A 19,925-nucleotide genomic window follows, 5' to 3' on the forward strand; every position below is an offset into this window, starting at 1 on the left:
TTGCCCCGGCCGTCATGTCATTCGGTATCGCTGGATCGGACTGCGGCTCAGGCCGCGGCCTGGATCCCCGAGAGCTTCCAGGCGCCGCCGCGCTCGCGCAGGAAGGTCCAGTGTTCGGTGACCTCCTGGGGAACAGTGGCGTTGCCGTCGACGACCTTGCCGCTGGCGCGCTCATACAGCGCGTTGATCAGGCTGAAGCGCATCGCGACCGTGGCGTATTCGGCATCGCCCTCGCGCCAGGCTTCCGCGAGGTCGCCCTTCAGCAGCTTGACCTCGGAGACGCGGTCGACAAGGCCCTTTTTGGCGTTGCCCGAGAGATCCTCGTCGAAATAGCCGAACATCTCCGGCGTGACGCGCTGGCGCAGGCCAGCCTCGTCCTCATTGGAATAGGCCGCGTTGACCTCCGTCAGCAGACGCTCGAAGGCGTTGAAATCCTCGCCCGACAGCTGGATCGGCTGGGTCTGCGGCGCGGCGGAGCCGCCGCCCATCATGCCCATGCGGGCGGCCTGGTTCTGGGCCTGCGGCTGGTAGGCCTCGCGCGGCAGCGGCGCACCGGCGCCGGCGAGCTGCGGCTCGGACCGGCGGCGGAAGAAACGCAGCGCCAGCCAGATCAGGCCGCCGATCAGCGCGATCTGCATCAGGAAGCCGAAGATGCCGGCGAGCGAGGCCAGGCCGCTGAAGAAGCCGGAGCCCGACAGCATGCCGAACAGGCCCGCGCCGAGCAGGCCGGCGCCGAGACCCATCATCAGGTTGCGCGCCATCGAAGGCCGAGCCGCCTGGGCGGCAGCGCCGGCGGCAGCGCCTGCCATCGGAGCGGCAGGTGACGGCGTCGCGCTGCGCTGGAAGGGCTGCGCCCCGTTGGGGGCCGTATCCGTGCGCGTTGGCGCGGATTCGGTGCGCGTGCCGCGGCTGCCGACGCTCTTGCCACCGCCGGGCCGCGCCTCAGCGACCACGGGGACGATCAGCAGCGCACCAGCGAGAAAAGCGATGGCCCGGCCGCGCCGGGCGAGCAAAATCAGCGACATGGTTCCTCCCGGAGCCCGCCTCGGGCTCTCTTGCCGCCAATATGGTCGGCCATCACAGCGGTTACAAGACCGATCTCACCAAGTATCTACGACTAAAGTCGTAGTTCGCTCCGGCAAAGGATTTGAGAGCCATCTGGAGTCGTGCTAGTTTTGACTCTGCTTGACCGGCTTGGCCGGCAGCGGAGGGATCGAGCCATGCGCAGGATCTCATCGGGACTGGTTCCGGCGCTGCTGCTGCCTTGGCTTGCGGCTTTGGTCCTGTTGCTCCCGCTCGGCGTGTCAGCCCGGGCTGAAGACCGCGCCATACCCTTCGATCCGCCGCGTCTGGCGCAGTCGCCCGAACCGCTCTGCTACTGCTGGAGCGAGGGCCGCAAGATCGCCGAAGGCGCCATCGCCTGCATCAGGACAACGCAAGGACGGCGATTGGCCGCCTGCGGCCGGGTCATCAACATGATGTCCTGGGAGGTCACCGAGAACCCCTGCCCGGAAAGCTAGAGTATCGGCCCGAAAAGTGGGAACCGATTTTCGGGACAAGCCGATGCATAGTCAAAGCCCCAAAACGAAAGCGCCGCCAGGAGTTTCCCCGGCGGCGCTCGTCAAAGGCTCTTGTGGTCCATTCGACTCGAGACTGACGTCTGTCAGAACGCTCCCAGTACGATTGCCATCATGAAAATGAAGGCCGCACCCATGACCAAACGGTCGAGACGTAGCGTGAGGCTCATCACATCCTCCTGTGTCATTGACCTGTCGCGAGGCTAGCAGAACTGGCGAAGGCTGCAAGGGGGCAGCAAGGTGACGAGAAGGGGGCACAGCCAAGAGTATGGCTAAAATTTGATTAAAGCATTGAATTGTTTTGGGGACAGTTTCGGTTAGCGGATTGGTTCAACACGCGTTTCCAGCGCCTTCGCCGCTGCGATGACACGATCATCAGCGCCAAATCCACCTATAACCTGAATCCCGACCGGCAGACCGCGCGGGCCGCGCATCACCGGGATCGTCAGGCATGGCACGCCCAGCAGAGTCCAGAGCCGGTTGAAGCGGGCATCGCCCGTCGAGGCCAGCGTGTCGGGCGCCTCGCCGGGGGCGGCATAGCTCACCACGACATCGACCTGGCCGAAGAAGCCGCGGGCCGCGTCGCGGCCACGCCGCGAGATCCGGCGCGCCTCGTCGTATTGCGCCGGCGTGACGCTGCGGGCGCCGTCGAGATAGGCGCGCAGCTTCGGCGCGATCTGCTCGCGATGCTCGGCATATTCCCAGGCCAAAGCCTGCGTCGCCTCAAAGCCCTGTAGCGGCACATGAGCATGAAAGGCCTCCGACAAGGCTCGCGGGCTTTCGAGCTCGACGAGCTGTGCCCCGGCCCCGGTCGCGATCTCGCAGAAGCGTTGCAACGCCGCCTCGGAGGCCGGTTCGGGCGCGCCGGCGAAATCCTGCCGGGTCACGCCGATGCGCAGGCCCTTCAGCTCCGCCGCGGCGGCGTCAAGCTCGGGTCGGCCCGTTATCGTGGCGAGCGCCAGGCCGAGATCATCGGCGCTTGCCGCCATCAGGCCCAGCGTATCGAGCGACCAGGAGAACGGCTTCACGCCGACTGTCGGCAGCAGCGCATAGGACGGCTTGATGCCGGCCACGCCGCAATAGGCGCTCGGCCGGATCACCGAGCCGCCGGTCTGCGTGCCGATGGCGAGCGGGATCATGCCGGCCGCCACCCCTGCAGCCGAACCCGCCGAGGAGCCGCCAGGGCTCGCGCTGAGATCATGGGGATTGCGGGTCGGTGCCGGATCGCTGGCGGCGAAGGCCGTGGTGTGGGTCTTGCCGGCTACAGTCGCGCCGGCGGCCTTCAGCATCATCACGATCGGCGCATCGGAGCGCGGCCGCCAGCCCTCATAGATCACCGAGCCCATTTGCGTCGGCAGATCAGCTGTGTCGATGATGTCCTTGACCCCGCAGGCGATGCCGGCAAGCCGCCCCGCCCCCGCGACAAGCTCGGCCGGGCGGCTGGCGAAGGCCTGGATGGACGGCTCGGATTCGGCGATCCGCGCAGCGCTCAGCGCCAGCGCATCGGCTGTCGTGATCTCGCCCGCCGCAATCCGGCGCAGGATGTCGCGCAAGCTCTGCATGCTATTCTCCAATGACCTTGACGATGAGGGCAGTCCCTCGCCGTGCGAGCGGGATCGCGAGGAAGGCGGCGCCGGCCGCGCAGGGCCAGGCGATGACGAAGGCGTGCAGCCAATGCACCACGAAATCCGGCGGGAAGCCGAGATTGAGATAGGTCACCAGCGCCGTCATCAGGAAGGCCATGACGCCGGCCATGAGCACGGGAAAGATGAAACGGGCCTTGCCTGTCATGGCTGACGATCTCCGGACACTCCATGCTGTCTCGCATGCGGCGTGCCAGCCGCACCAGCCTGCTTTCTGACATGGCTGACTGCAGTGATCGCCCGTTCATAAGCTTCGCCATGGCCGACGCCTTTCCCCATCGTCCCCAGGCGTTCAAGGCGCGGAATGACCTTGGGACAGCCCTCAGTGGCGCCTTAAGATCCCGTTAACCGCAGCGCCAAAGTTAATCCGGCTGTTGCGCCGCGGGCTCAGGCGGTTGAGAAACCGTTCACCAAACGGGTCGCATTTGATCGGTCATGCGACGCGTTCACCTCACCCTCATCGCTCTTGGCGTGATCGGCGCCGGCCTTGCCGGCTGCGGAAAATTCCAGAAGCCGCAGCGTGCGGCCTGGCGTGACCAGGCCGAAGCGGAGTGCCTGGCCTCGCGCCAGGTGCAGCTCTCCTCCTATGTCAGCCTGCGCAGCAAGCCGATCGACGGTCCCGGCACCTGCGGCATGGAAAAGCCGCTGAAGGTCTCCGCCTTCGCCAATGGCGGCATCGGGCTGACGAGCTCGGCCACGCTCGCCTGCCCCGTCGTCGCGACCACCGACAAATGGCTCGCCGAAGTCGTCCAGCCAGCCGCCCAGAACGTTCTCGGCGCGCAGGTCATCGAGATCCGCGCCGGCTCCTATTCCTGCCGTGCCATGAACAACGGCACCGGCACCAGCCGCACCTCCGAACACGCCTATGGCAATGCGCTGGACGTGTTCTCCTTCCGGCTCAATGACGGGCGCAACATCACGGTCAAGGATGGCTGGCGCGGCTCGCCGGAGGAGCAGAACTTCCTGCGCGAAGTGTTCGTCGGCGCCTGCGAGAACTTCTCGACCGTTCTCGGACCGGGCTCGAACGTGTTCCACTACGACCATATTCATATCGACCTGGCCCGGCATGCCAAGGGTCGGCACATCTGCAACCCGGTCATCAAATACACCCCGAACTACAATCTGCCGCCGCCGGATCCGGCGCGCCCATTCCGCTCGGCCGAGCAGCCGCGCGAGCGGCGCGACGAGATCGGCGCGCTCATCGCCGGCGGTCCGATGCTGCGCCAGCCGGGCGACGGATTGCGGCCGCCGGGCTCGGTGCAGAGCGGCTATCCTGTCGCGACCAATCGCGGCGGCCAGAGCCTCGACACGCAACGGCGCTTCATCGAGGAGCCCGCGAGCGAACCGCTCAACCAGTCGCGCTACCGGCCGCAGCCGCTGCCGAGCGAACAGCGCGGCCCGCTGACCTTGCCGGGTTCGGTGCCGCCAACGGAAGAGGTGATCGTCGGCGACGATGAGGGCACCGGCGTGCTCGACCAGGAAGGCATGGAGCAGGCCAAGCCCGTGATCACGCCGCAGAACGATCCGTTCGCCTATAGCTCGGGGCGGACCGGTGGTCTGCGTCGCTAACTGAAACGCAAAGCTCCGGATAAACCGCGCCACGTCATAAACTCACTTGGAGTGAGTTTATGACGGTAGAGGCTGGTCAGCGCGACACCAGAACCTGGCGGCACTCGGCTGGCAGCGCATCGAGCGACATCGGCGGCTTGGGCTTCGGCGCCGGGCCGGTGCGCGGCTTCTTCGGCGTGAAGAGGGCGGTGCGCTGGCGCTCGATCCAGCCCGAAAGCTCCTCGCCGCAGCCATCGCCGAAATTGGGCGGCTCCTGCCCCTGGCACCCCTCCATTCCCGCCGGGCAGACCATCCGGACATGAAAATGGTAGTTGTGGCCCCACATCGGCCTGACCTTGTTGAGCCAGGCGCGATCGCTCCCGGCCTCGCGGCAGAGCGCGACTTTCAGCGCCGGGTTGACGAAGATGCGTTCGACGCGCGGCTCATTGGCGACGGTCTTGATCAGCTTGGTCTGCGCCGGCGTCCAGTTCTTCGGATCGATGTCGCGCCAGTCGGCGCGGGCCATGTTGACGGCCGGCATGTTCTCGCGATCGTTACGATCGAGCCGCTCCCTGGGCATCGGCGTCAGCCAGAGATCGGCGTCGAGACCGATCTGGTGCGAGGCATGGCCGGTCAGCATCGGTCCGCCGCGCGGCTGCGAGATGTCGCCGACCAGGATTCCGGGCCAGCCATTGATCCGGGGCACGTCGTGGGCGAGCTTTTCGAGATAGTCGATCAGGATCGGATGGCCCCAGTAGCGGTTGCGGTTGAGCCGCATCACCTGCCAGCTCGGTCCATCGACCGGCAGAGCGGTCGCACCCGCCAGGCAGCCGCGCGCATAGGAGCCGATGGCGCGGGCGCGCATATCCGCCGGCGCGGTCTTCTGGCCGAAGAGTGCGCGCGCCGCATCGGGAAAGGCTGCGATATTGGCAGCGCGGCGCCGCGCCTCCTCATCGGCCGTATCCTGCGCATGGGCGAGCGCAGGGACGACGACGCCCGAGAGCAGGACGAAGGCGGCGGCGATTCGGCGATTCAGGGCGCGCATGGGCTGAGAATCGGCGCGTTGTCCCCCAAAGGTCAAGGCCGGGCGCAGACGCAAATGCTGGTGGACAAGTTCCGGCCGAGGCGGCAGCCTTGCCGGTAAGCAGCAAGCGGGCACCAAGTCCCGCGGCACAGCCCAGGGAGAAGACCAGTACCATGACCGATTTCACGATCGACCGCCGCAGCATGCTTGCTGCGCTCAGTGCCTGCCTTGCCCTGCCGCAGGCCGCGTTCGCTCAGGCCCCCTGGCCGCAGGGCCGCACGGTCAAGCTCATCGTGCCGTTCCCGCCCGGCGGGGCGACCGATATTCTGGGCAGGCTCGTGGCCGACAAGCTCGGCCACGCCTGGAGTACGAATCTCGTCGTCGAGAACCGGCCTGGCGCAGGCGGCAATATCGGCGTCGACGCGGCGACGCGGTCCGAGCCGAATGGCGACACGCTGCTGATCGGCTCGGTCGGGCTCGTCGCGAACCCCTATCTCTACGCCAAGGTCAATTACGATCCGATCAAGGACCTCAGCCCCATCACCATGGTCGCGATGGTGCCGAACCTCCTCGTGGTCAGCAAGGAGCTGCCGGTCAAGGACACGGCCGAGCTCGTCGCCTACGCCAGAGCCAACCCCGGCAAGCTGAGCTATGCCTCCTCGGGCGTCGGCACCTCGATCCATCTTGCCGGTGAATTGTTCCAGAAGCTGACCGGCACCAAGATGGTGCATGTGCCCTATCGCGGCTCGTCCCAGGCGATCCAGGACCTGATCGGTGGGCGCGTCGACCTGATGTTCGACAACATCACCTCGGCCCTGCCGCAAGCGCGGGCCGGTTCGATCCGCGGTTTCGGCGTCACCACCGCGAAACGCTCTCCGACCGCCCAGGAATTCGCGCCGATCGCCGATGTCGTGCCCGGCTTCGACGTCTCGTCCTGGTTTGCGCTGTTTGCACCGGCGAAGACGCCCAAGGCGATCATCGACAGGGTCCAGGCCGACACCAAGACCGCGATCGCGGATGCCGGTGTTCGCGCCAAGATGGATCTGCTGGCGGCCGAGCCCGTCGGAAACACCCCGGCGGAGCTCGCAGCCTTCGTGCAGTCCGAGCAGAAGAAATGGGGCGACCTGATCAAGGAGGTCGGCATCAGGGCCGAATAGCGCGTGTCTCCCGCCATTCGGCTGTGGAACTTGCGGGTCGCCGCTGACGTTCTCCTTCTACTTTCGGTCGTCGCGCCATGCGACGGCGCGATCAGGGAAGGGAACGTCTCATGTCCACCCTCGTCATCATTCTGGTGCTCGTGCTGCTGCTCGGCGGCGGAGGCTATTACGGCCATCGCAGCTATGGCACCACCGGCCTCGGCGGCGTGCTCGGCCTCGTGCTGGTCATCGCCGTGATCTTGTGGCTGCTCGGCGCGATCGGTGGCGTGCCCGTACGAGTCTGACGACCTCACTCCACTGGTAGATCAGGCTGGCGCAGAGGCTTCCCAGACGGCCACGGCGGCAGCCAGATCCTCCAGCGAGACGCCAACCGATTTGAACAGCGTGATCTCGCCGCCCTCCGCCGCACCCGCGATGCGGCCATGGCAGAGATCGGCCAGCGTGCCGGCGATCCTGTCGGCGCTATAGCTACCCTCGGCGATCGCGACGGCGACATCGCCGCCCTCATCGATCGCCTTCTTGGAGTCGACGATGACGCGGGCGCGGTTCAGCGCCTCGACGTCAGCCTCGCGCATCTGCATGGTGAAGGCGCCGATCAGGTCGAGATGTGCGTCGCGCTTCAGCCATTTGCCCTGGATCAGCGGCTCGCTTGCATTGGTGGCGCAGGAGATGATGTCGGCCGTGCGCGCCTCGGCCTCGAGATCGGTGACCGCGCGGGCCTCTATGCCGTCACGTGCAAGCTCTTCCACCACTGCGACGGCGGCTTCGGGCCGGCGCGCCCAGATGGCGATATCGGTCAGCGGCCTGACCGCGCGATGCGCCTTGACCAGGAAGGGGGCAAGGCTGCCGGCGCCGACCATCAGCATGCGGCTGGCGGAGGGGCTGGCCATGTAGCGCGCTGCCAACGCGGAGGCGGCTGCCGTGCGCCACAGCGTCAGGCGGTTGCCGTCCATCACCGCCAGGGGCTGGCCGGTATTGCCGTCCATCAGCAGATAGGCGCCCATGACGCCGGGCAGGTTGCGCTTGCCGTTGCCGAAGAAGACCGAGACGATCTTGGTGCCGATATAGGCCTTCTCGGCGCTGGGCGCGCTCCAGGCCGGCATGATCAGCAGCACGGCCGGGTCGCCATCGGGGCGCTTGACGTCGTGATGGCTGCGCGGCGGCAGGACCGCATCGCTGCGGAAGGCGTCGTCGAGCGTGTCGATCAGGCCGGGAAAGGTCAGGGCGGCGTCGATCTCGCCATTGTCGAAAAGCCGCATCAGCCCCTGCCGCTGGTCAGCGCCGGCAAGGCGGAATCGGGCACGGCAGCGCGCAGCATCTGCGCCTCGCCGCGCAGCGTCTCGGCCTCGCGGCGGTTGCGGCGGGCCGCCTTGCGGTGCTTGCCCTGGGCAATCCAGGAGGCCAGGCCGCCGATCAGGATACCGACCGCAATCGCCGCCAGAACCACCGCAAAGAGTGGCACGTCGAAGACGAACACCGGCGCGTCGCGACTGAACGGGTCGAAGGACAGCGGAACCGACTTCCGATTGGCGACGGAAAACAGCACGATCGCCAGCGCGACCGGAACCAGAATCAGGGCCTTGAAGAAGGATTTCATCGGAGTTCCTTTCAGCGGCTATCGCGAGCCTTCATCCTGGCGAGCTATTTCGGCGGAAATAGCGTCTCCAAGGATGTTTCAGCCCACTCTGGATCATCCATCGAGACGCCGCTTCGCGGCTCCTCGGGACGAGGGCTGAAAGAGGCTTTACGCCTTGCCGTTCAGCCGCAGCCGAAGCTCCTTGCCGGTCTTGAAGACCGGGACGAACTTTTCCTCGACCTCGACAGCGTCACCCGTGCGGGGATTGCGGCCGACCCGCGCGGAGCGGGCCTTGCGAGAGAAGGCTCCGAAGCCGCGCAGCTCGACCCGGTCGCCGCGCGCCAGCGCCTTGACGACCTCGTCGAGGATCGCCGTGACGATGTTTTCAATATCGCGCTGGTAGAGGTGCGTGTTGCGCTCAGCGATGCGCTGGACGAGTTCGGATTTAATCATGTGTCCAATATAACCGCTTGTATCAACATCATTTTTCGACTGCAGGCTGCCAGAGCGCCAAGGGCGCGTCAAGACGCAAACCGATCGGTTGTTCGGCCGCACGTGCGATAAGGCTCGCCACGGTTTCGAACCCGGCGGCACGCGCCAACGCCTCGCTGGCGCTCCATAGCCCATAGGCGGATGATTCGCTGCGGCGGCGCCAATCGCGAACCGCGAGATTCTTCGCCACACCCTTCTCGCGCTCGAGCCAGGCGATGGCTTCCGGCTCGCCGCCGATCTCGTCGATCAGTTTCAGAGCCGCGCCCTGCCGGCCGGAATGCACCCGGCCGTCGGACACGGCCGCGACCTCGGGATCGCTGAGATGACGGCGCTCGCGCACCAGGCGCTTGAACCAGTCGTAATTGTCGTCGACGACGCTCTGGAGCGCGGCGCGCGCCTCCGGCGAGGTCGGTTCGAAACCGTTGGGCGCGGCCTTCAGCGGGCTCGACTTGATCTCCTCGAGCTTGACGCCGACCGTATCGAGCAGGCGGCCAACATTGGGGAACTGGAAGAGTACGCCGATCGAGCCGACGAGCGAGGTCTGTCGCGCCACGATGCGATCGGAGCCGAGAGCGGCGATATAGCCGCCCGAAGCCGCCAAGCCATCGACCACCGAGACCATCGGCTTCTTCGCCGCCAGCCGGCGCAGCGCGTCGAACAAGGCCTCCGAGCCCGAGGTCGTTCCGCCCGGGCTGTCGATCTTGATCAGCACCGCCGAGGCCCTGCTGTTCTCCAGCGACTTGATCAGTTCGAGCGTGCGCCTGTCGCCCGAGATGAAGCCGGAGATGGTGACGCGCGCGATATGGGCCTGGCTGAGCGGGCCGGGCGTGCGTCCGGTCCAGGCGAGGCCTGCAACCACAGCGGCGGCAAGCACGCCGAGGACGGCGAACAGCCGCCAGAGCGTCAGCTTTCGCCTGAGGCTGCGGCGGTCGGCGAGCAGATCGGCATCGGACGACATGAGGTCAGCGCTCCGGGTTTGCGGCCCCGTGATGTAGCCTCGCCATGCCGGGCGGGCAAGACGAAGAGGTGGACTTAGAGGCTGTTAGGGACTCTGGGGCCGCTTAAGCCGCGACCGTGGCGCGCGCCCGGTCCAGCGCCAGCAAGGCGAGCCCGCTCGCCACCGAGCGGAACGCATCGCCGATATGGACGCGGCTCGCCCCGAAGCGGCGGTCGAACAGCGCCCGCACCGCCGGGACGTGAGAGGTGCCTCCGGTCATGAACACGGCCTCGATCGCCCCAGTGGAGACATTCGCCTCGCTCAAGGCCTTGTCGAGCGCCGTCTCGATCGCGCCGACATCGTCCGCGATCCAGCTGTCGAAATCGCTGCGGCGGATCGAGGTCTCGATCGTCACATCCATCTGGCGGAAGCTCAGCGTGGTCTGCTCAGCGCTCGAGAGCGCGATCTTGGCGGCCGAGACCGCGCGATAGAGCTCGTAGCCGAGATCATATTCGATCACGGTCAGCAGATCCTCGAGCTTGCCGGGTTCGACCGCGTCGCGGATCAAGGCCTTGAGCTCGGCCATGGTCTCGCGGCTTTTCATCAGCGAGAGCCGGTGCCATTGCGCGAAGGCGGCGTGGTAATGCGCCGGGATCGGCAGGAGCTTCTCGAAGGAGCGATATTGCGTGCCTTTGCCGAGACGCGGCGAGATCGCGTGCTCGATGATGCGGTAGTCGAAGGTGTCGCCGGCGACACCGACGCCGGCATGGGAGAGCGGGATCGCGTCGAGCCGGCCCGCTCCGCCGGGCTCGAAGCGCATCACCGAGAAGTCGCTGGTGCCGCCGCCGAAATCCGCGACCAGCATGGTCTGCGGTGTCTTCAGGTCGCGGGCATACCAATAGGCCGCGCCGAGCGGCTCATAGGCGAAATCGACGGCGGGCATCCCGGCCTTGCCGTAGGAGGCGCGCAGCCGCCCGAGCGCGAGCTCCTCATCGGGCCGCTCGCCGGCGAAGACGACGGGCCTGCCTGAGACCAGCGGCGTTTCCGCGACGTCGTCGAGGCCGGCCACGAGATCGGTCAGGAACACGCCGATCAGGTCTTCGAGCCTGAACAGCTTGCCGAACAGCCGCGTCTCCTGGAAGGCCCGGCTGGAGAGATGCGTCTTCAGCGATTGCAGGAAGCGGTGCTCCGTCGTCATGCCGAGCGCCATGTCGAGCGCATCGGGCCCGCTGACATGGGCGACATGGGTATTGGGCGGCCGGCCCTCGCGCCAGAACATCAGGGCCGAACGATAGGCGTCGACCGCGCCCTGCCTGGTCGCGAAGGACCGCGTCGTCACCGAGCCGTCGGCGCGCGCCAGGGCAACCACGCTGTTGGTGGTGCCGAAATCGATGCCGATCGCCGCGGTGGTCATGTCCCGGTTTCCTGATGTTGGTCGTCATGGTCGGGCTTGACCCGGCCATCTCGGAAACCAGGGCGTCCTGGCCAGAGAGATTCCCGGGTGTTCGCTGCGCTTCGCCCTGGAATGACGGGTCGAACCGAAACAAAAGCCCGCGCGGATTGCTCCGCGCGGGCTGGTCTGATGGGCCGGCCGCTTTCGCGGCCGAAACCTCACTTCTTCTCGGTCGTCGCCTTCTTCAAGGCGGCGCCCAGGATGTCGCCGAGCGAGGCGCCGGAGTCGGCGGAGCCGTACTGCGCCATCGCCTCCTTCTCCTCGGCCATTTCCAGGGCCTTGATCGAGACCTGGATCTTGCGGGCCTTCTTGTCGAACAGGATGACGCGAGCGTCGACCTTTTCGCCGGCCGCGAAGCGCTCGGGGCGCTGCTCGGCACGATCGCGCGCGATTTCGGCGCGCTTGATGAAGGTGGTCATGTCGGTGCCGACGATCTTGACGTCGAGACCGGCTTCCTTGACCTCGATCACCTCAGTGGTGACGACCTGGCCCTTCTTGAACTCGCCGGCATCCACGAAGGGATCGCCGCCGAGCTGCTTCAGGCCGAGCGAGATACGCTCCTTCTCGACGTCCACATCGAGAACGACAGCCTGCAGCATGTCGCCCTTCTTGTATTCCTCGATGACCTGCTCGCCCGGACGGTTCCAGTCGAGATCCGAGAGATGGATCATGCCGTCGATATCGCCTTCGAGACCCAGGAACAGGCCGAACTCGGTCTTGTTCTTGACCTCGCCCTCGACCACCGCACCGCTCGGATGGGTCTCCGCGAAGACCTCCCAGGGGTTGCGCAGGGTCTGCTTGAGACCCAGCGAGATGCGGCGCTTGACCTGATCGACCTCGAGGATCGCGACGTCGACTTCCTGCGAGGTCGAGACGATCTTGCCGGGGTGGACGTTCTTCTTGGTCCAGGACATTTCGGAGACGTGGATGAGGCCTTCGATGCCCGGCTCCACTTCGACGAACGCGCCGTAGTCCGTGATGTTGGTGACGCGACCCTTGAGGCGCGCACCGACGGGGTAACGAGCCGCAATGCCATCCCACGGATCAGCAAGCAGCTGCTTGATGCCGAGCGAGATGCGGTGCGTGTCCTGGTTGATCTTGATGATCTTGACCTTGACCGTCTGGCCGATGGTCACGACCTCGGACGGATGGTTGACGCGACGCCAGGCCATGTCGGTGACATGGAGCAGGCCGTCGATGCCGCCCAGGTCAACGAACGCACCGTATTCGGTGATGTTCTTGACGACGCCATCGATGACCTGGCCCTCTTCGAGCGAAGCCACGAGCTCGGAACGAGCCTCGGCGCGGGTCTCTTCGAGGACGGTGCGGCGCGACACGACGATGTTGCCGCGGCGGCGATCCATCTTGAGGATCTCGAAGGGCTGCGGCTGGCCCATCAGCGGGCCGACGTCGCGGATCGGACGGATGTCGACCTGCGAACGCGGCAGGAAGGCGACAGCGCCGTCGAGATCGACGGTGTAGCCGCCCTTGACGGTGTTGAAGATGACGCCCGAGACCTTCTCGCGAGCCTCGAAAGCCTTCTCAAGCTTGACCCAGCTCTCCTCGCGGCGAGCCTTGTCGCGCGAGATGACGGCTTCGCCGAGCGCGTTTTCGATCCGGTCCAGATAGACCTCGACCTCGTCGCCGACCTTGATGTCCTGGTCACGGCCGGGGCCGTTGAATTCCTTGAGCGCGACGCGCCCTTCCGTCTTCAGGCCGACATCGATGATCGCCATGTCTTTTTCGATGGCGACGACGATGCCCTTGATGACGGAACCTTCGAGGGCTTCGTTCTGACCGAAGGATTCCTCGAGCAGGGCGGCGAAATCCTCGCGGCCCGAATAGCTTTCTACGGCTGACATGTATTCTCCTGACGCCAGCTTGCGGTTTCCGCAAAGCCGGCAAGCGCCGATTGGGTTTGTGCCACAGGCCGGACCTGTCCGTCGGCGCCTCCTGAGAGGCCTGCCCGCTCTTCCCGCGCTCTGAGGCGCCGGGACGAGAACGGGCGGCGCTTGGCCGCCGGCATCGATCCGCATCCGAACGATCCGCCCCAAACACGAAACGGGAGCAGGCCTAAAAGGCCGCCCCCGGCTGTGATCGATCACGGCCCTTCGGACAGGCGCGATGTAGTGCAAAGCGGACGGCAGGGCAAGGGTCCTTGTCCGTTTCGCGCGGCGACGGCCAGGATGGAAAACCTTATAGTGAGGGCTGCGCCTGACAGGAGACCGCCAGGAAACTGCCATGACCAGCGATCCCGACACACCCGACGACAGCAAGCTGACGCGCACCAAGCAGGCCTGGGCGCGGGCCGGAAAATTCCTGACCGGACGCATCAGCCGGCCCGACAGCGAGCGGCTGCCGCCCGGCCAGCATCTGGTCAAGGATTGGCCGGTGCTCGATCTAGGCCTCCAGCCCGAGATTTCGACCGCGAACTGGACGCTCGACATCGACGGCGCGGTCGAGAACCGATTGCACTGGCGCTGGGCGGATTTCATGGCGCAGGAGCAGGCGAGCGAGACTTCCGACATCCACTGCGTCACGACCTGGTCGCGCTACGATAATCGCTGGCAGGGCGTGGCGACGCGGAGCTTGCTCGACCTCGCCCAACCGACATCCGAAGCCGGCTTCGTCGTGCTGCACTCCCATGACGGCTACACCACCAATCTGACGCTCGCGGATTTCGCCAGCGAGGATGCGCTGCTGGCCCATAGCTGGGAGGGCAAGCCCCTGACAGGCGAGCATGGCGGCCCGGTCAGGCTCGTGCTGCCGAAGCTCTATTTCTGGAAGAGCGCGAAATGGCTGAAGCGGGTCGAATTCGTCGATCGTAACCAGCCTGGTTTTTGGGAGGTGCGCGGCTATCACGATCGCGGCGATCCCTGGCTGGAGCAGCGCTACAGCGACGATTGAAAAGCGGAAACCGCCCGATGACCATCAAGGCCTTCGTCTTCGACGCCTATGGCACGCTCTACGACGTTCAGTCCGTCGCCGGCGCGACCGAGGCCGCCTTTCCCGGCCATGGCGAGACCATCACCCAGATCTGGCGGATGAAGCAGCTCGAATATACCTGGCTGCGCTCCGCCATGGGCGCCTATGCCGATTTCTGGACGGTGACGCGGGATTCGCTCGCTTACACGCTCGATGTCCTGGGCCTGAGCGCGAGCGAGGCGGCGATCACCGCCCTGGCCGAGGCCTACAACCATCTCGCGCCCTATCCCGACAGCCTCGCCGCGCTCGATGCGCTGGCGGGCAAGCGCCTCGCCATCCTCTCGAACGGCAGCCCGGCCATGCTGGAGGCGCTGGTTGCCAACAGCGGTCTGGCGAACCGTTTCGAGGCCGTGCTCAGCATCGACGCCGCGCAGGTCTACAAGCCCGATCCGCGCAGCTACCGGCTGGTCGAGGCGCGGATGGGCGTGAAGCCCGATGAGGTCGTCTTCGTCTCGTCGAACGGCTTTGACGTCGCCGGCGCGAAGCATTTCGGCTTCAAGGTCGCGCGGATCGCGCGGGTCTCGCCCGCGGCGCTGCATGCCGAGATCGCGAGCACCGCCCCGATCCCGCCGAAGACCTTGTTCAAGGCGCTGCGCATGCAGGAGGAGCACCTCGGCGAGAGGCCCGATTGGGTGATCGGGTCGCTGGGCGAGTTGCCGGCGCTGGTGGCCGGGCTTTGAAGGCCAAACAGCCCTGCGAATAAGGGCTTCGTCATCCCGGGCGACCGTGTGGTTGCGGCCCCCGAACTCAAGGCGCTGGAAGAATAGCGTCCTTCGTCCCGCCCTCCAGCGCGCTGCCGCTCTCGTCCTTGAGGTCGACGCCGGTCAGCGAGCGCTTGAAGGCCTGGTCGATCAGCCAGGCGAGCTTGAAGGCGGCGGCTTCGAAATCGAGCCCGCCGGGGCGGATGTTGGAGATGCAGTTGCGCGCGGCGTCGGTCAGGCCGGGCCTGGGCGCGAAGGTGAGATAGGCGCCCAGCGAATCCGGCGAGGACAGGCCCGGCCGCTCTCCGATCAGCACCAGCGCCATGCGCGCACCGAGCGCATGGGCCGCCTCGTCGCCAAGCGCGACACGGGCCTGCGAGGCGATGACGACCGGCGCGAGCGTCAATCCCTGCCGCTTCAGATGCGGCAGCAGCGCCGTGATGAAGGGGGCGGCGTTCTGGTGGATCGCGGTCGAGGACAGGCCATCGGCGACGATGATGGCGAGATCGCAGGCGCCGCGCCGCGCCGCCAGCACGCCCCGGCTCTCATCCGAGAGGCCACGACCGAGATCGGGCCGGCGCAGATAGTCGCCGCGCGAGCGGGCCGCGCTCTCGACCATCACCATATCCAACGACAAGGCCGCAAGGTCCGCGGCCAGGCCCTCCGGACGGAAAGGCTCGTGCACCGCGTCGCGCGCTTGCGCATGTGCGAGGCCGAAGCGCAGCACCTCGCGCGTCGGCAATGAGGCGCCCGAGCGGCCAAGCGCGATGCGCGCCGGCGTCAATTGCGCGAGTTCGGCCCAGCGCTGCGCCGTGGAGGCAGGCTTGTCCGGCGTTTTCATGCCGCACGGTCCTGCATGGCGGCGAGCAAGGCCTGCCCGCCCTGTCCCGCGCTCAGCTTTCCCGCGGGGTCGGTGATGTCCATCCGCCTGAGCCAGGCTTCGAATTCCGGCGCGCGCTTCAGGCCGAGCACCTCGCGGATATAGAGCTGGTCGTGGAAGGAGGTCGACTGGTAGTTCAGCATCACGTCGTCGGCGCCGGGGATGCCCATGATGAAATTGACGCCGGCCGCCCCGAGCAGCGTCAGCAGCGTATCCATGTCGTCCTGATCGGCCTCGGCGTGGTTGGTGTAGCAGATGTCGCAGCCCATCGGCACGCCCATCAGCTTGCCGCAGAAATGGTCCTCGAGGCCGGCCCGGATGATCTGCTTGCCGTCATAGAGATATTCCGGGCCGATGAAGCCGACGACCGTGTTGACCAGGAGCGGCTCATAGGCGCGGCAGACGGCATAGGCGCGGGCCTCGACCGTCTGCTGGTCGACGCCGTGATGGGCATTGGCCGAGAGCGCCGCGCCCTGGCCCGTCTCAAAATACATGACGTTGTCACCAACCGTGCCGCGCTTCAGCGAGCGGCCGGCCTCCAGCCCCTCCTGCAGCAAGGCCAGCGTCACGCCGAAGGAGGTGTTGGCTGCCTGCGTTCCAGCCACCGACTGGAAGACGAGATCGACCGGCACGCCCTGCTCGATCAGCGCCACCGAGCTCGTGACATGGGTCAGCACGCAGGCCTGCGTCGGAATCTCGAAACGGGCGATCAGCGCGTCGAGCAGGCGCAGCAGATCGCCGATCGCACTCATGCTGTCCGAGGCCGGGTTGATGCCGATGACGGCATCGCCGCAGCCATAGCTCAGCCCATCCATGGTCGAGGCGAGGATGCCGGCGACATCGTCGGTCGGGTGGTTGGGCTGGAGCCGGACCGCCATGGCGCCGGGCAGGCCCAGCGTGTTGCGGAAGCGGGTGACGACCCGGCACTTCCTGGCAACCAGGATCAAATCCTGATTGCGCATCAGCTTGGAAACGGCAGCCGCCATCTCCGGCGTGATGCCGGGCGCGAGCCGGGCCAGGACCTGCGTCGTGGCAGCGTCCGAGCAGAGCCAGTCGCGGAAGCCGCCGACCGTCAGCGAGGCGATCAGCTTGAACGCCACCGCATCATGGCTGTCGACGATCAAGCGCGTGACCTCGTCCTCCTCATAGGGAATCAGCGCCTCATCGAGGAAGGTTCGCAACGGCAGATCGGCCAGCGCCATGCGCGCCGCCATCATCTCTTCCATGCTGCCGGCGGCGAGGCCTGCGAGCTGGTCGCCCGAGCGCAGGGGCGTCGCCTTCGCCAGCAACGTCTTCAAATCGGCGAAAACGTAACTCTGCCGCCCGACCACCGCGCGATACGCCATGAAATCAATCCTCATCCCTTGCAACATGCTAGAGCCGGATGATTTCAGATGGAATCACAGAGTGATCCCATCTGAAATCTGAATCCGTCTCTCATCAAAAAGCGAGAGCAGGATCAATGCGAAAAACCGGTTCCCACTTTTTCGCATCCTGCAGGAGCCGGATGATTTCAGATGGAATCACAGAGTGATCCCATCTGAAATCTGAATCCGTCTCTCATCAAAAAGCGAGAGCAGGATCAATGCGAAAAACCGGTTCCCACTTTTTCGCATCCTGCTCTTGCGGATATTGGCATGAGCAAACGCAGATGCAGCATTGCTGCCACCCGCTGCCGCGATTAACGCTCCTTGTCCGGAGAGCGGGACGTTACCCGCCGCAGGATTTGGGAAACGTCATGTCGGCTCGCAGGACCATCGGCACCTTCGACTATGTCGTGATCGGCGCGGGCTCGGCCGGCTGCGTCGTCGCCAACCGGCTCTCAGCCGATCCGAGCAAGAAGGTCCTGGTGCTGGAGGCCGGCGGCAAGGACGACTGGATCTGGTTCCACATCCCGGTCGGCTATCTCTACGCCATCGGCAATCCGCGCGCCGACTGGCTGTTCAAGACCGAGCCTCAGGCGGGCTTGGGCGGGCGCGCCTTGCCCTTCCCGCGCGGCAAGGTCGTCGGCGGCTGCTCGGCGATCAATGCGATGATCTATATGCGCGGCCAGGCGGCCGACTACGATGGCTGGCGCCAGCGCGGGCTGACCGGCTGGGGCTGGGACGATGTCCTGCCCTATTTCCTCAGGCATGAAGACCATGTCGCGCCGGGGACGGGCGAGCACCACAAGGCCGGCGGAGAATGGCGGGTCGAGAATCCGCGCGTGCGCTGGGACATCCTCGACGCCGTGCGCGATGCGGCCGAGGCGGCGGGCATCGCCAAGATCGCCGACTTCAACACCGGCGACAATGAAGGCTCGGCCTATTTCCAGGTCAACCAGCGGCGCGGCCGGCGCTGGAGCGCCTTTACCGCCTTCCTCAAGCCGGTGCTCGATATCCGCGACAACCTCCGCATGGAGACGCGCGTCCTGGTCGAGCGCATCGTGATCGAGGATGGCCGGGCCAGCGCGATCGAGTTCACCCATGGCGAGGAGAAGCTCAGGGTCGAGGTCCGCGGCGAAGTCGTGCTCAGCGCCGGCTCCTTCGGCTCGCCGGCGCTGCTGGAGCGCTCCGGCATCGGCGACGGCGCGCGCCTGCAGGCACTGGGCATCGACACGGCCGCGAACCTGCCGGGCGTCGGCGAGAATCTGCAGGACCACCTCCAGATCCGCCCGGTCTACAAGGTCGACGGCGTGCGCACGCTCAACACCGACTATGCCAAGCTCTGGCGCCGGCCGCTGATGGCGCTGGAATACGCAGCCTTCCGCACCGGCCCGCTGACCATGGCGCCCTCGCAGGTCGGCGCCTTCGCGAAATCCTCGCCCGACTACGCCACCGCCAATCTCGAATTCCATTTCCAGCCGCTCTCGCTCGACAAATGGGGCGACGGCTTGCATCCGTTCGGCGCCTTCACCGCCAGCGTCTGCAACTTGCGCCCCTCGAGCCGAGGCAGCGTCCATCTCAAAAGCCCGACGCCGGAGGACGCCCCGGCGATCTCGCCCAATTATCTCGATACTGACGAGGACAAGCGCGTCGCCGTCGCTGCGCTGAAGCTCGCGCGCCGGATCGTGGCGCAAGCGCCGCTGGCGCGTTTCCAGCCGCAGGAGCACAGCCCAGGCACAGCGGCGACCTCGGACGAGGCCCTGCTGGAAGCGGCGAAAGAGCTCAGCACCACGATCTTCCACCCTGTCGGGACAGCGAAGATGGGCGTCGACGACGATCCGACGGCCGTGCTCGACGAGCGCCTGCGGGTGCGGGGCGTGCGTGGCCTGCGCGTGATCGACGCTTCGGCGATGCCGGCGATCACCTCGGGCAATACGGCGGCGCCGACGATGATGATCGCCGAGAAAGGCGCGCAGATGCTGCTGGAGGATGCGAAAGCGGCCTGACGTCATGATATGAACGTTCCAACCGGCACGCTGGAGCCATCATGTCATCGCCGCCCGAACGCAGCCCGCCCGCCAAGACCTTGCCCACCAAGATCCTCCTCGCCATCGCCAGGGGCGTGCTGACGGTCCTCGTGCTGCTCGACGAGATCGCGCGGCCGCTCTATCGGCCGCTGGCGGACTGGCTCGCCTCGCTGGGTATCGTCGCGCGGGCGGAAGCCGCGATCGCCCGATTACCACGATTGGCCATCCTCGCCTTGCTCGCGATCCCCTTCGCGGTCGCCGAGCCCTTGAAGATCGTCGGCCTGATCATGATCGGGCGCGGGCAGGTCGTGGCGGGCATCGTGATCCTCGCCGTGGCCTATCTCGCCAGCTTCCTGATCGTCGAGCGCATCTACCAGGCCGGGCGGGACAAGCTTCTGAGCTATCGCTGGCTCGCCTGGCTGATGGCGGCGATCGAGACCGTCCGCGTCAAGGCGCTCACCTGGGTCAAGGCGAGCGCGGCCTATCAATCCGCCATCCGGATCCGCGACGAGGCCAGGCGCTGGTTGCGGGGCTTGCGCGCCTGAGCGCGGCCGCGCCCGG

Annotated in this window: 20 protein-coding genes; 8 read left to right on the top strand and 12 right to left on the bottom strand. The window is 66.4% G+C overall.

The window, feature by feature from the left end; all coding sequences use genetic code 11:
- Positions 1 to 47: 47 nt before the first annotated feature.
- Entirely contained in the window at positions 48 to 1,025 is a 978-nt protein-coding gene (locus tag ACSQ3P_RS10655; protein WP_436165554.1) for a TIM44-like domain-containing protein, read from the bottom strand.
- 195 nt (positions 1,026 to 1,220) lie between these two features.
- On the opposite strand from ACSQ3P_RS10655, the gene ACSQ3P_RS10660 reads away from it, so the two are divergent.
- On the top strand, positions 1,221 to 1,520 hold the full coding sequence (locus ACSQ3P_RS10660; protein WP_436165555.1) for a hypothetical protein: 300 nt from the start codon (positions 1,221 to 1,223) through the stop codon (positions 1,518 to 1,520).
- Between the two features lie 374 nt (positions 1,521 to 1,894).
- On the opposite strand, the gene ACSQ3P_RS10665 is transcribed toward ACSQ3P_RS10660, so the two are convergent.
- Both ACSQ3P_RS10665 and ACSQ3P_RS10670 read right to left on the bottom strand, forming a co-directional pair.
- Positions 1,895 to 3,139: an amidase gene (locus ACSQ3P_RS10665; protein WP_436165556.1), complete on the bottom strand. Its 1,245-nt coding sequence runs from the start codon at positions 3,137 to 3,139 to the stop codon at positions 1,895 to 1,897.
- 1 nt (position 3,140) lies between these two features.
- Entirely contained in the window at positions 3,141 to 3,368 is a 228-nt protein-coding gene (locus ACSQ3P_RS10670) for a DUF2798 domain-containing protein (RefSeq protein WP_436165557.1), read from the bottom strand.
- Between the two features lie 287 nt (positions 3,369 to 3,655).
- On the opposite strand from ACSQ3P_RS10670, the gene ACSQ3P_RS10675 reads away from it, so the two are divergent.
- On the top strand, positions 3,656 to 4,789 hold the full coding sequence (locus ACSQ3P_RS10675; RefSeq protein ID WP_436165558.1) for an extensin-like domain-containing protein: 1,134 nt from the start codon (positions 3,656 to 3,658) through the stop codon (positions 4,787 to 4,789).
- A 76-nt stretch (positions 4,790 to 4,865) separates the two neighbouring features.
- On the opposite strand, the gene mepA is transcribed toward ACSQ3P_RS10675, so the two are convergent.
- Entirely contained in the window at positions 4,866 to 5,813 is a 948-nt protein-coding gene (mepA, locus tag ACSQ3P_RS10680) for a penicillin-insensitive murein endopeptidase (protein WP_436165559.1), read from the bottom strand.
- Between the two features lie 152 nt (positions 5,814 to 5,965).
- On the opposite strand from mepA, the gene ACSQ3P_RS10685 reads away from it, so the two are divergent.
- The gene (locus ACSQ3P_RS10685) at positions 5,966 to 6,949 is read left to right on the top strand and encodes a Bug family tripartite tricarboxylate transporter substrate binding protein (RefSeq protein WP_436165560.1); all 984 of its coding nucleotides are present in this window, start codon (positions 5,966 to 5,968) and stop codon (positions 6,947 to 6,949) included.
- A 110-nt stretch (positions 6,950 to 7,059) separates the two neighbouring features.
- On the top strand, positions 7,060 to 7,233 hold the full coding sequence (locus ACSQ3P_RS10690) for a DUF3309 family protein (protein WP_310158633.1): 174 nt from the start codon (positions 7,060 to 7,062) through the stop codon (positions 7,231 to 7,233).
- A gap of 21 nt (positions 7,234 to 7,254) precedes the next feature.
- Here the strand turns inward: ACSQ3P_RS10690 and ACSQ3P_RS10695 are convergent, their stop codons facing one another.
- The 6 genes from ACSQ3P_RS10695 to rpsA form a co-directional block, all read right to left on the bottom strand.
- Positions 7,255 to 8,208 carry an ornithine cyclodeaminase family protein gene (locus ACSQ3P_RS10695; protein ID WP_436165561.1) on the bottom strand — a complete coding sequence of 318 codons (954 nt, stop codon included), beginning with the start codon at positions 8,206 to 8,208 and terminating at the stop codon, positions 7,255 to 7,257.
- Complete coding sequence (locus ACSQ3P_RS10700; RefSeq protein ID WP_069689870.1) at positions 8,208 to 8,546, bottom strand: LapA family protein; 339 nt, start codon at positions 8,544 to 8,546, stop codon at positions 8,208 to 8,210. The genes ACSQ3P_RS10695 and ACSQ3P_RS10700 overlap by 1 nt, the downstream gene beginning before the upstream one ends.
- 147 nt (positions 8,547 to 8,693) lie before the next feature.
- Positions 8,694 to 8,978: an integration host factor subunit beta gene (ihfB, locus tag ACSQ3P_RS10705; RefSeq protein ID WP_092170498.1), complete on the bottom strand. Its 285-nt coding sequence runs from the start codon at positions 8,976 to 8,978 to the stop codon at positions 8,694 to 8,696.
- Positions 8,979 to 9,006: 28 nt separating this feature from the next.
- Entirely contained in the window at positions 9,007 to 9,975 is a 969-nt protein-coding gene (gene sppA / locus ACSQ3P_RS10710) for a signal peptide peptidase SppA (protein WP_436165562.1), read from the bottom strand.
- Between the two features lie 103 nt (positions 9,976 to 10,078).
- Positions 10,079 to 11,368, bottom strand: a complete 1,290-nt coding sequence (locus ACSQ3P_RS10715) for an Hsp70 family protein (RefSeq protein ID WP_436165563.1) — start codon at positions 11,366 to 11,368, stop codon at positions 10,079 to 10,081.
- A 197-nt stretch (positions 11,369 to 11,565) separates the two neighbouring features.
- Positions 11,566 to 13,269, bottom strand: a complete 1,704-nt coding sequence (gene rpsA, locus ACSQ3P_RS10720) for a 30S ribosomal protein S1 (protein ID WP_092170505.1) — start codon at positions 13,267 to 13,269, stop codon at positions 11,566 to 11,568.
- Between the two features lie 379 nt (positions 13,270 to 13,648).
- Between rpsA and ACSQ3P_RS10725 the strand changes: the two genes are divergently transcribed.
- Together ACSQ3P_RS10725 and ACSQ3P_RS10730 are read left to right on the top strand one after the other, a co-directional pair.
- Entirely contained in the window at positions 13,649 to 14,314 is a 666-nt protein-coding gene (locus ACSQ3P_RS10725; protein ID WP_436165564.1) for a sulfite oxidase-like oxidoreductase, read from the top strand.
- A 17-nt stretch (positions 14,315 to 14,331) separates the two neighbouring features.
- Positions 14,332 to 15,072, top strand: coding sequence for a haloacid dehalogenase type II (locus tag ACSQ3P_RS10730; protein WP_436165565.1), 741 nt, complete (start codon positions 14,332 to 14,334; stop codon positions 15,070 to 15,072).
- A gap of 67 nt (positions 15,073 to 15,139) precedes the next feature.
- Here ACSQ3P_RS10730 and eutC read toward each other — a convergent pair whose 3' ends face one another.
- Both eutC and ACSQ3P_RS10740 read right to left on the bottom strand, forming a co-directional pair.
- A complete protein-coding gene (gene eutC, locus ACSQ3P_RS10735) occupies positions 15,140 to 15,934 on the bottom strand; it encodes an ethanolamine ammonia-lyase subunit EutC (protein WP_436165566.1) in 795 nt (264 codons plus the stop codon).
- Positions 15,931 to 17,319 (bottom strand): ethanolamine ammonia-lyase subunit EutB, encoded by a 1,389-nt coding sequence (locus tag ACSQ3P_RS10740; protein WP_436165567.1) that lies wholly within the window; start codon positions 17,317 to 17,319, stop codon positions 15,931 to 15,933. Before ACSQ3P_RS10740 ends, eutC begins: the two co-directional genes overlap by 4 nt.
- Positions 17,320 to 17,711: 392 nt before the next feature.
- Here ACSQ3P_RS10740 and ACSQ3P_RS10745 point away from each other — a divergent pair, with 392 nt between their 5' ends.
- A complete protein-coding gene (locus tag ACSQ3P_RS10745) occupies positions 17,712 to 19,343 on the top strand; it encodes a GMC family oxidoreductase (RefSeq protein ID WP_436165568.1) in 1,632 nt (543 codons plus the stop codon).
- Positions 19,344 to 19,384: 41 nt separating this feature from the next.
- Positions 19,385 to 19,909 (top strand): hypothetical protein, encoded by a 525-nt coding sequence (locus tag ACSQ3P_RS10750; RefSeq protein WP_436165569.1) that lies wholly within the window; start codon positions 19,385 to 19,387, stop codon positions 19,907 to 19,909.
- Positions 19,910 to 19,925 lie beyond the last annotated feature (16 nt).

The sequence above is a fragment of the Allobosea sp. LjRoot9 genome (assembly GCF_964252745.1).
Lineage (GTDB): Bacteria > Pseudomonadota > Alphaproteobacteria > Rhizobiales > Beijerinckiaceae > Allobosea.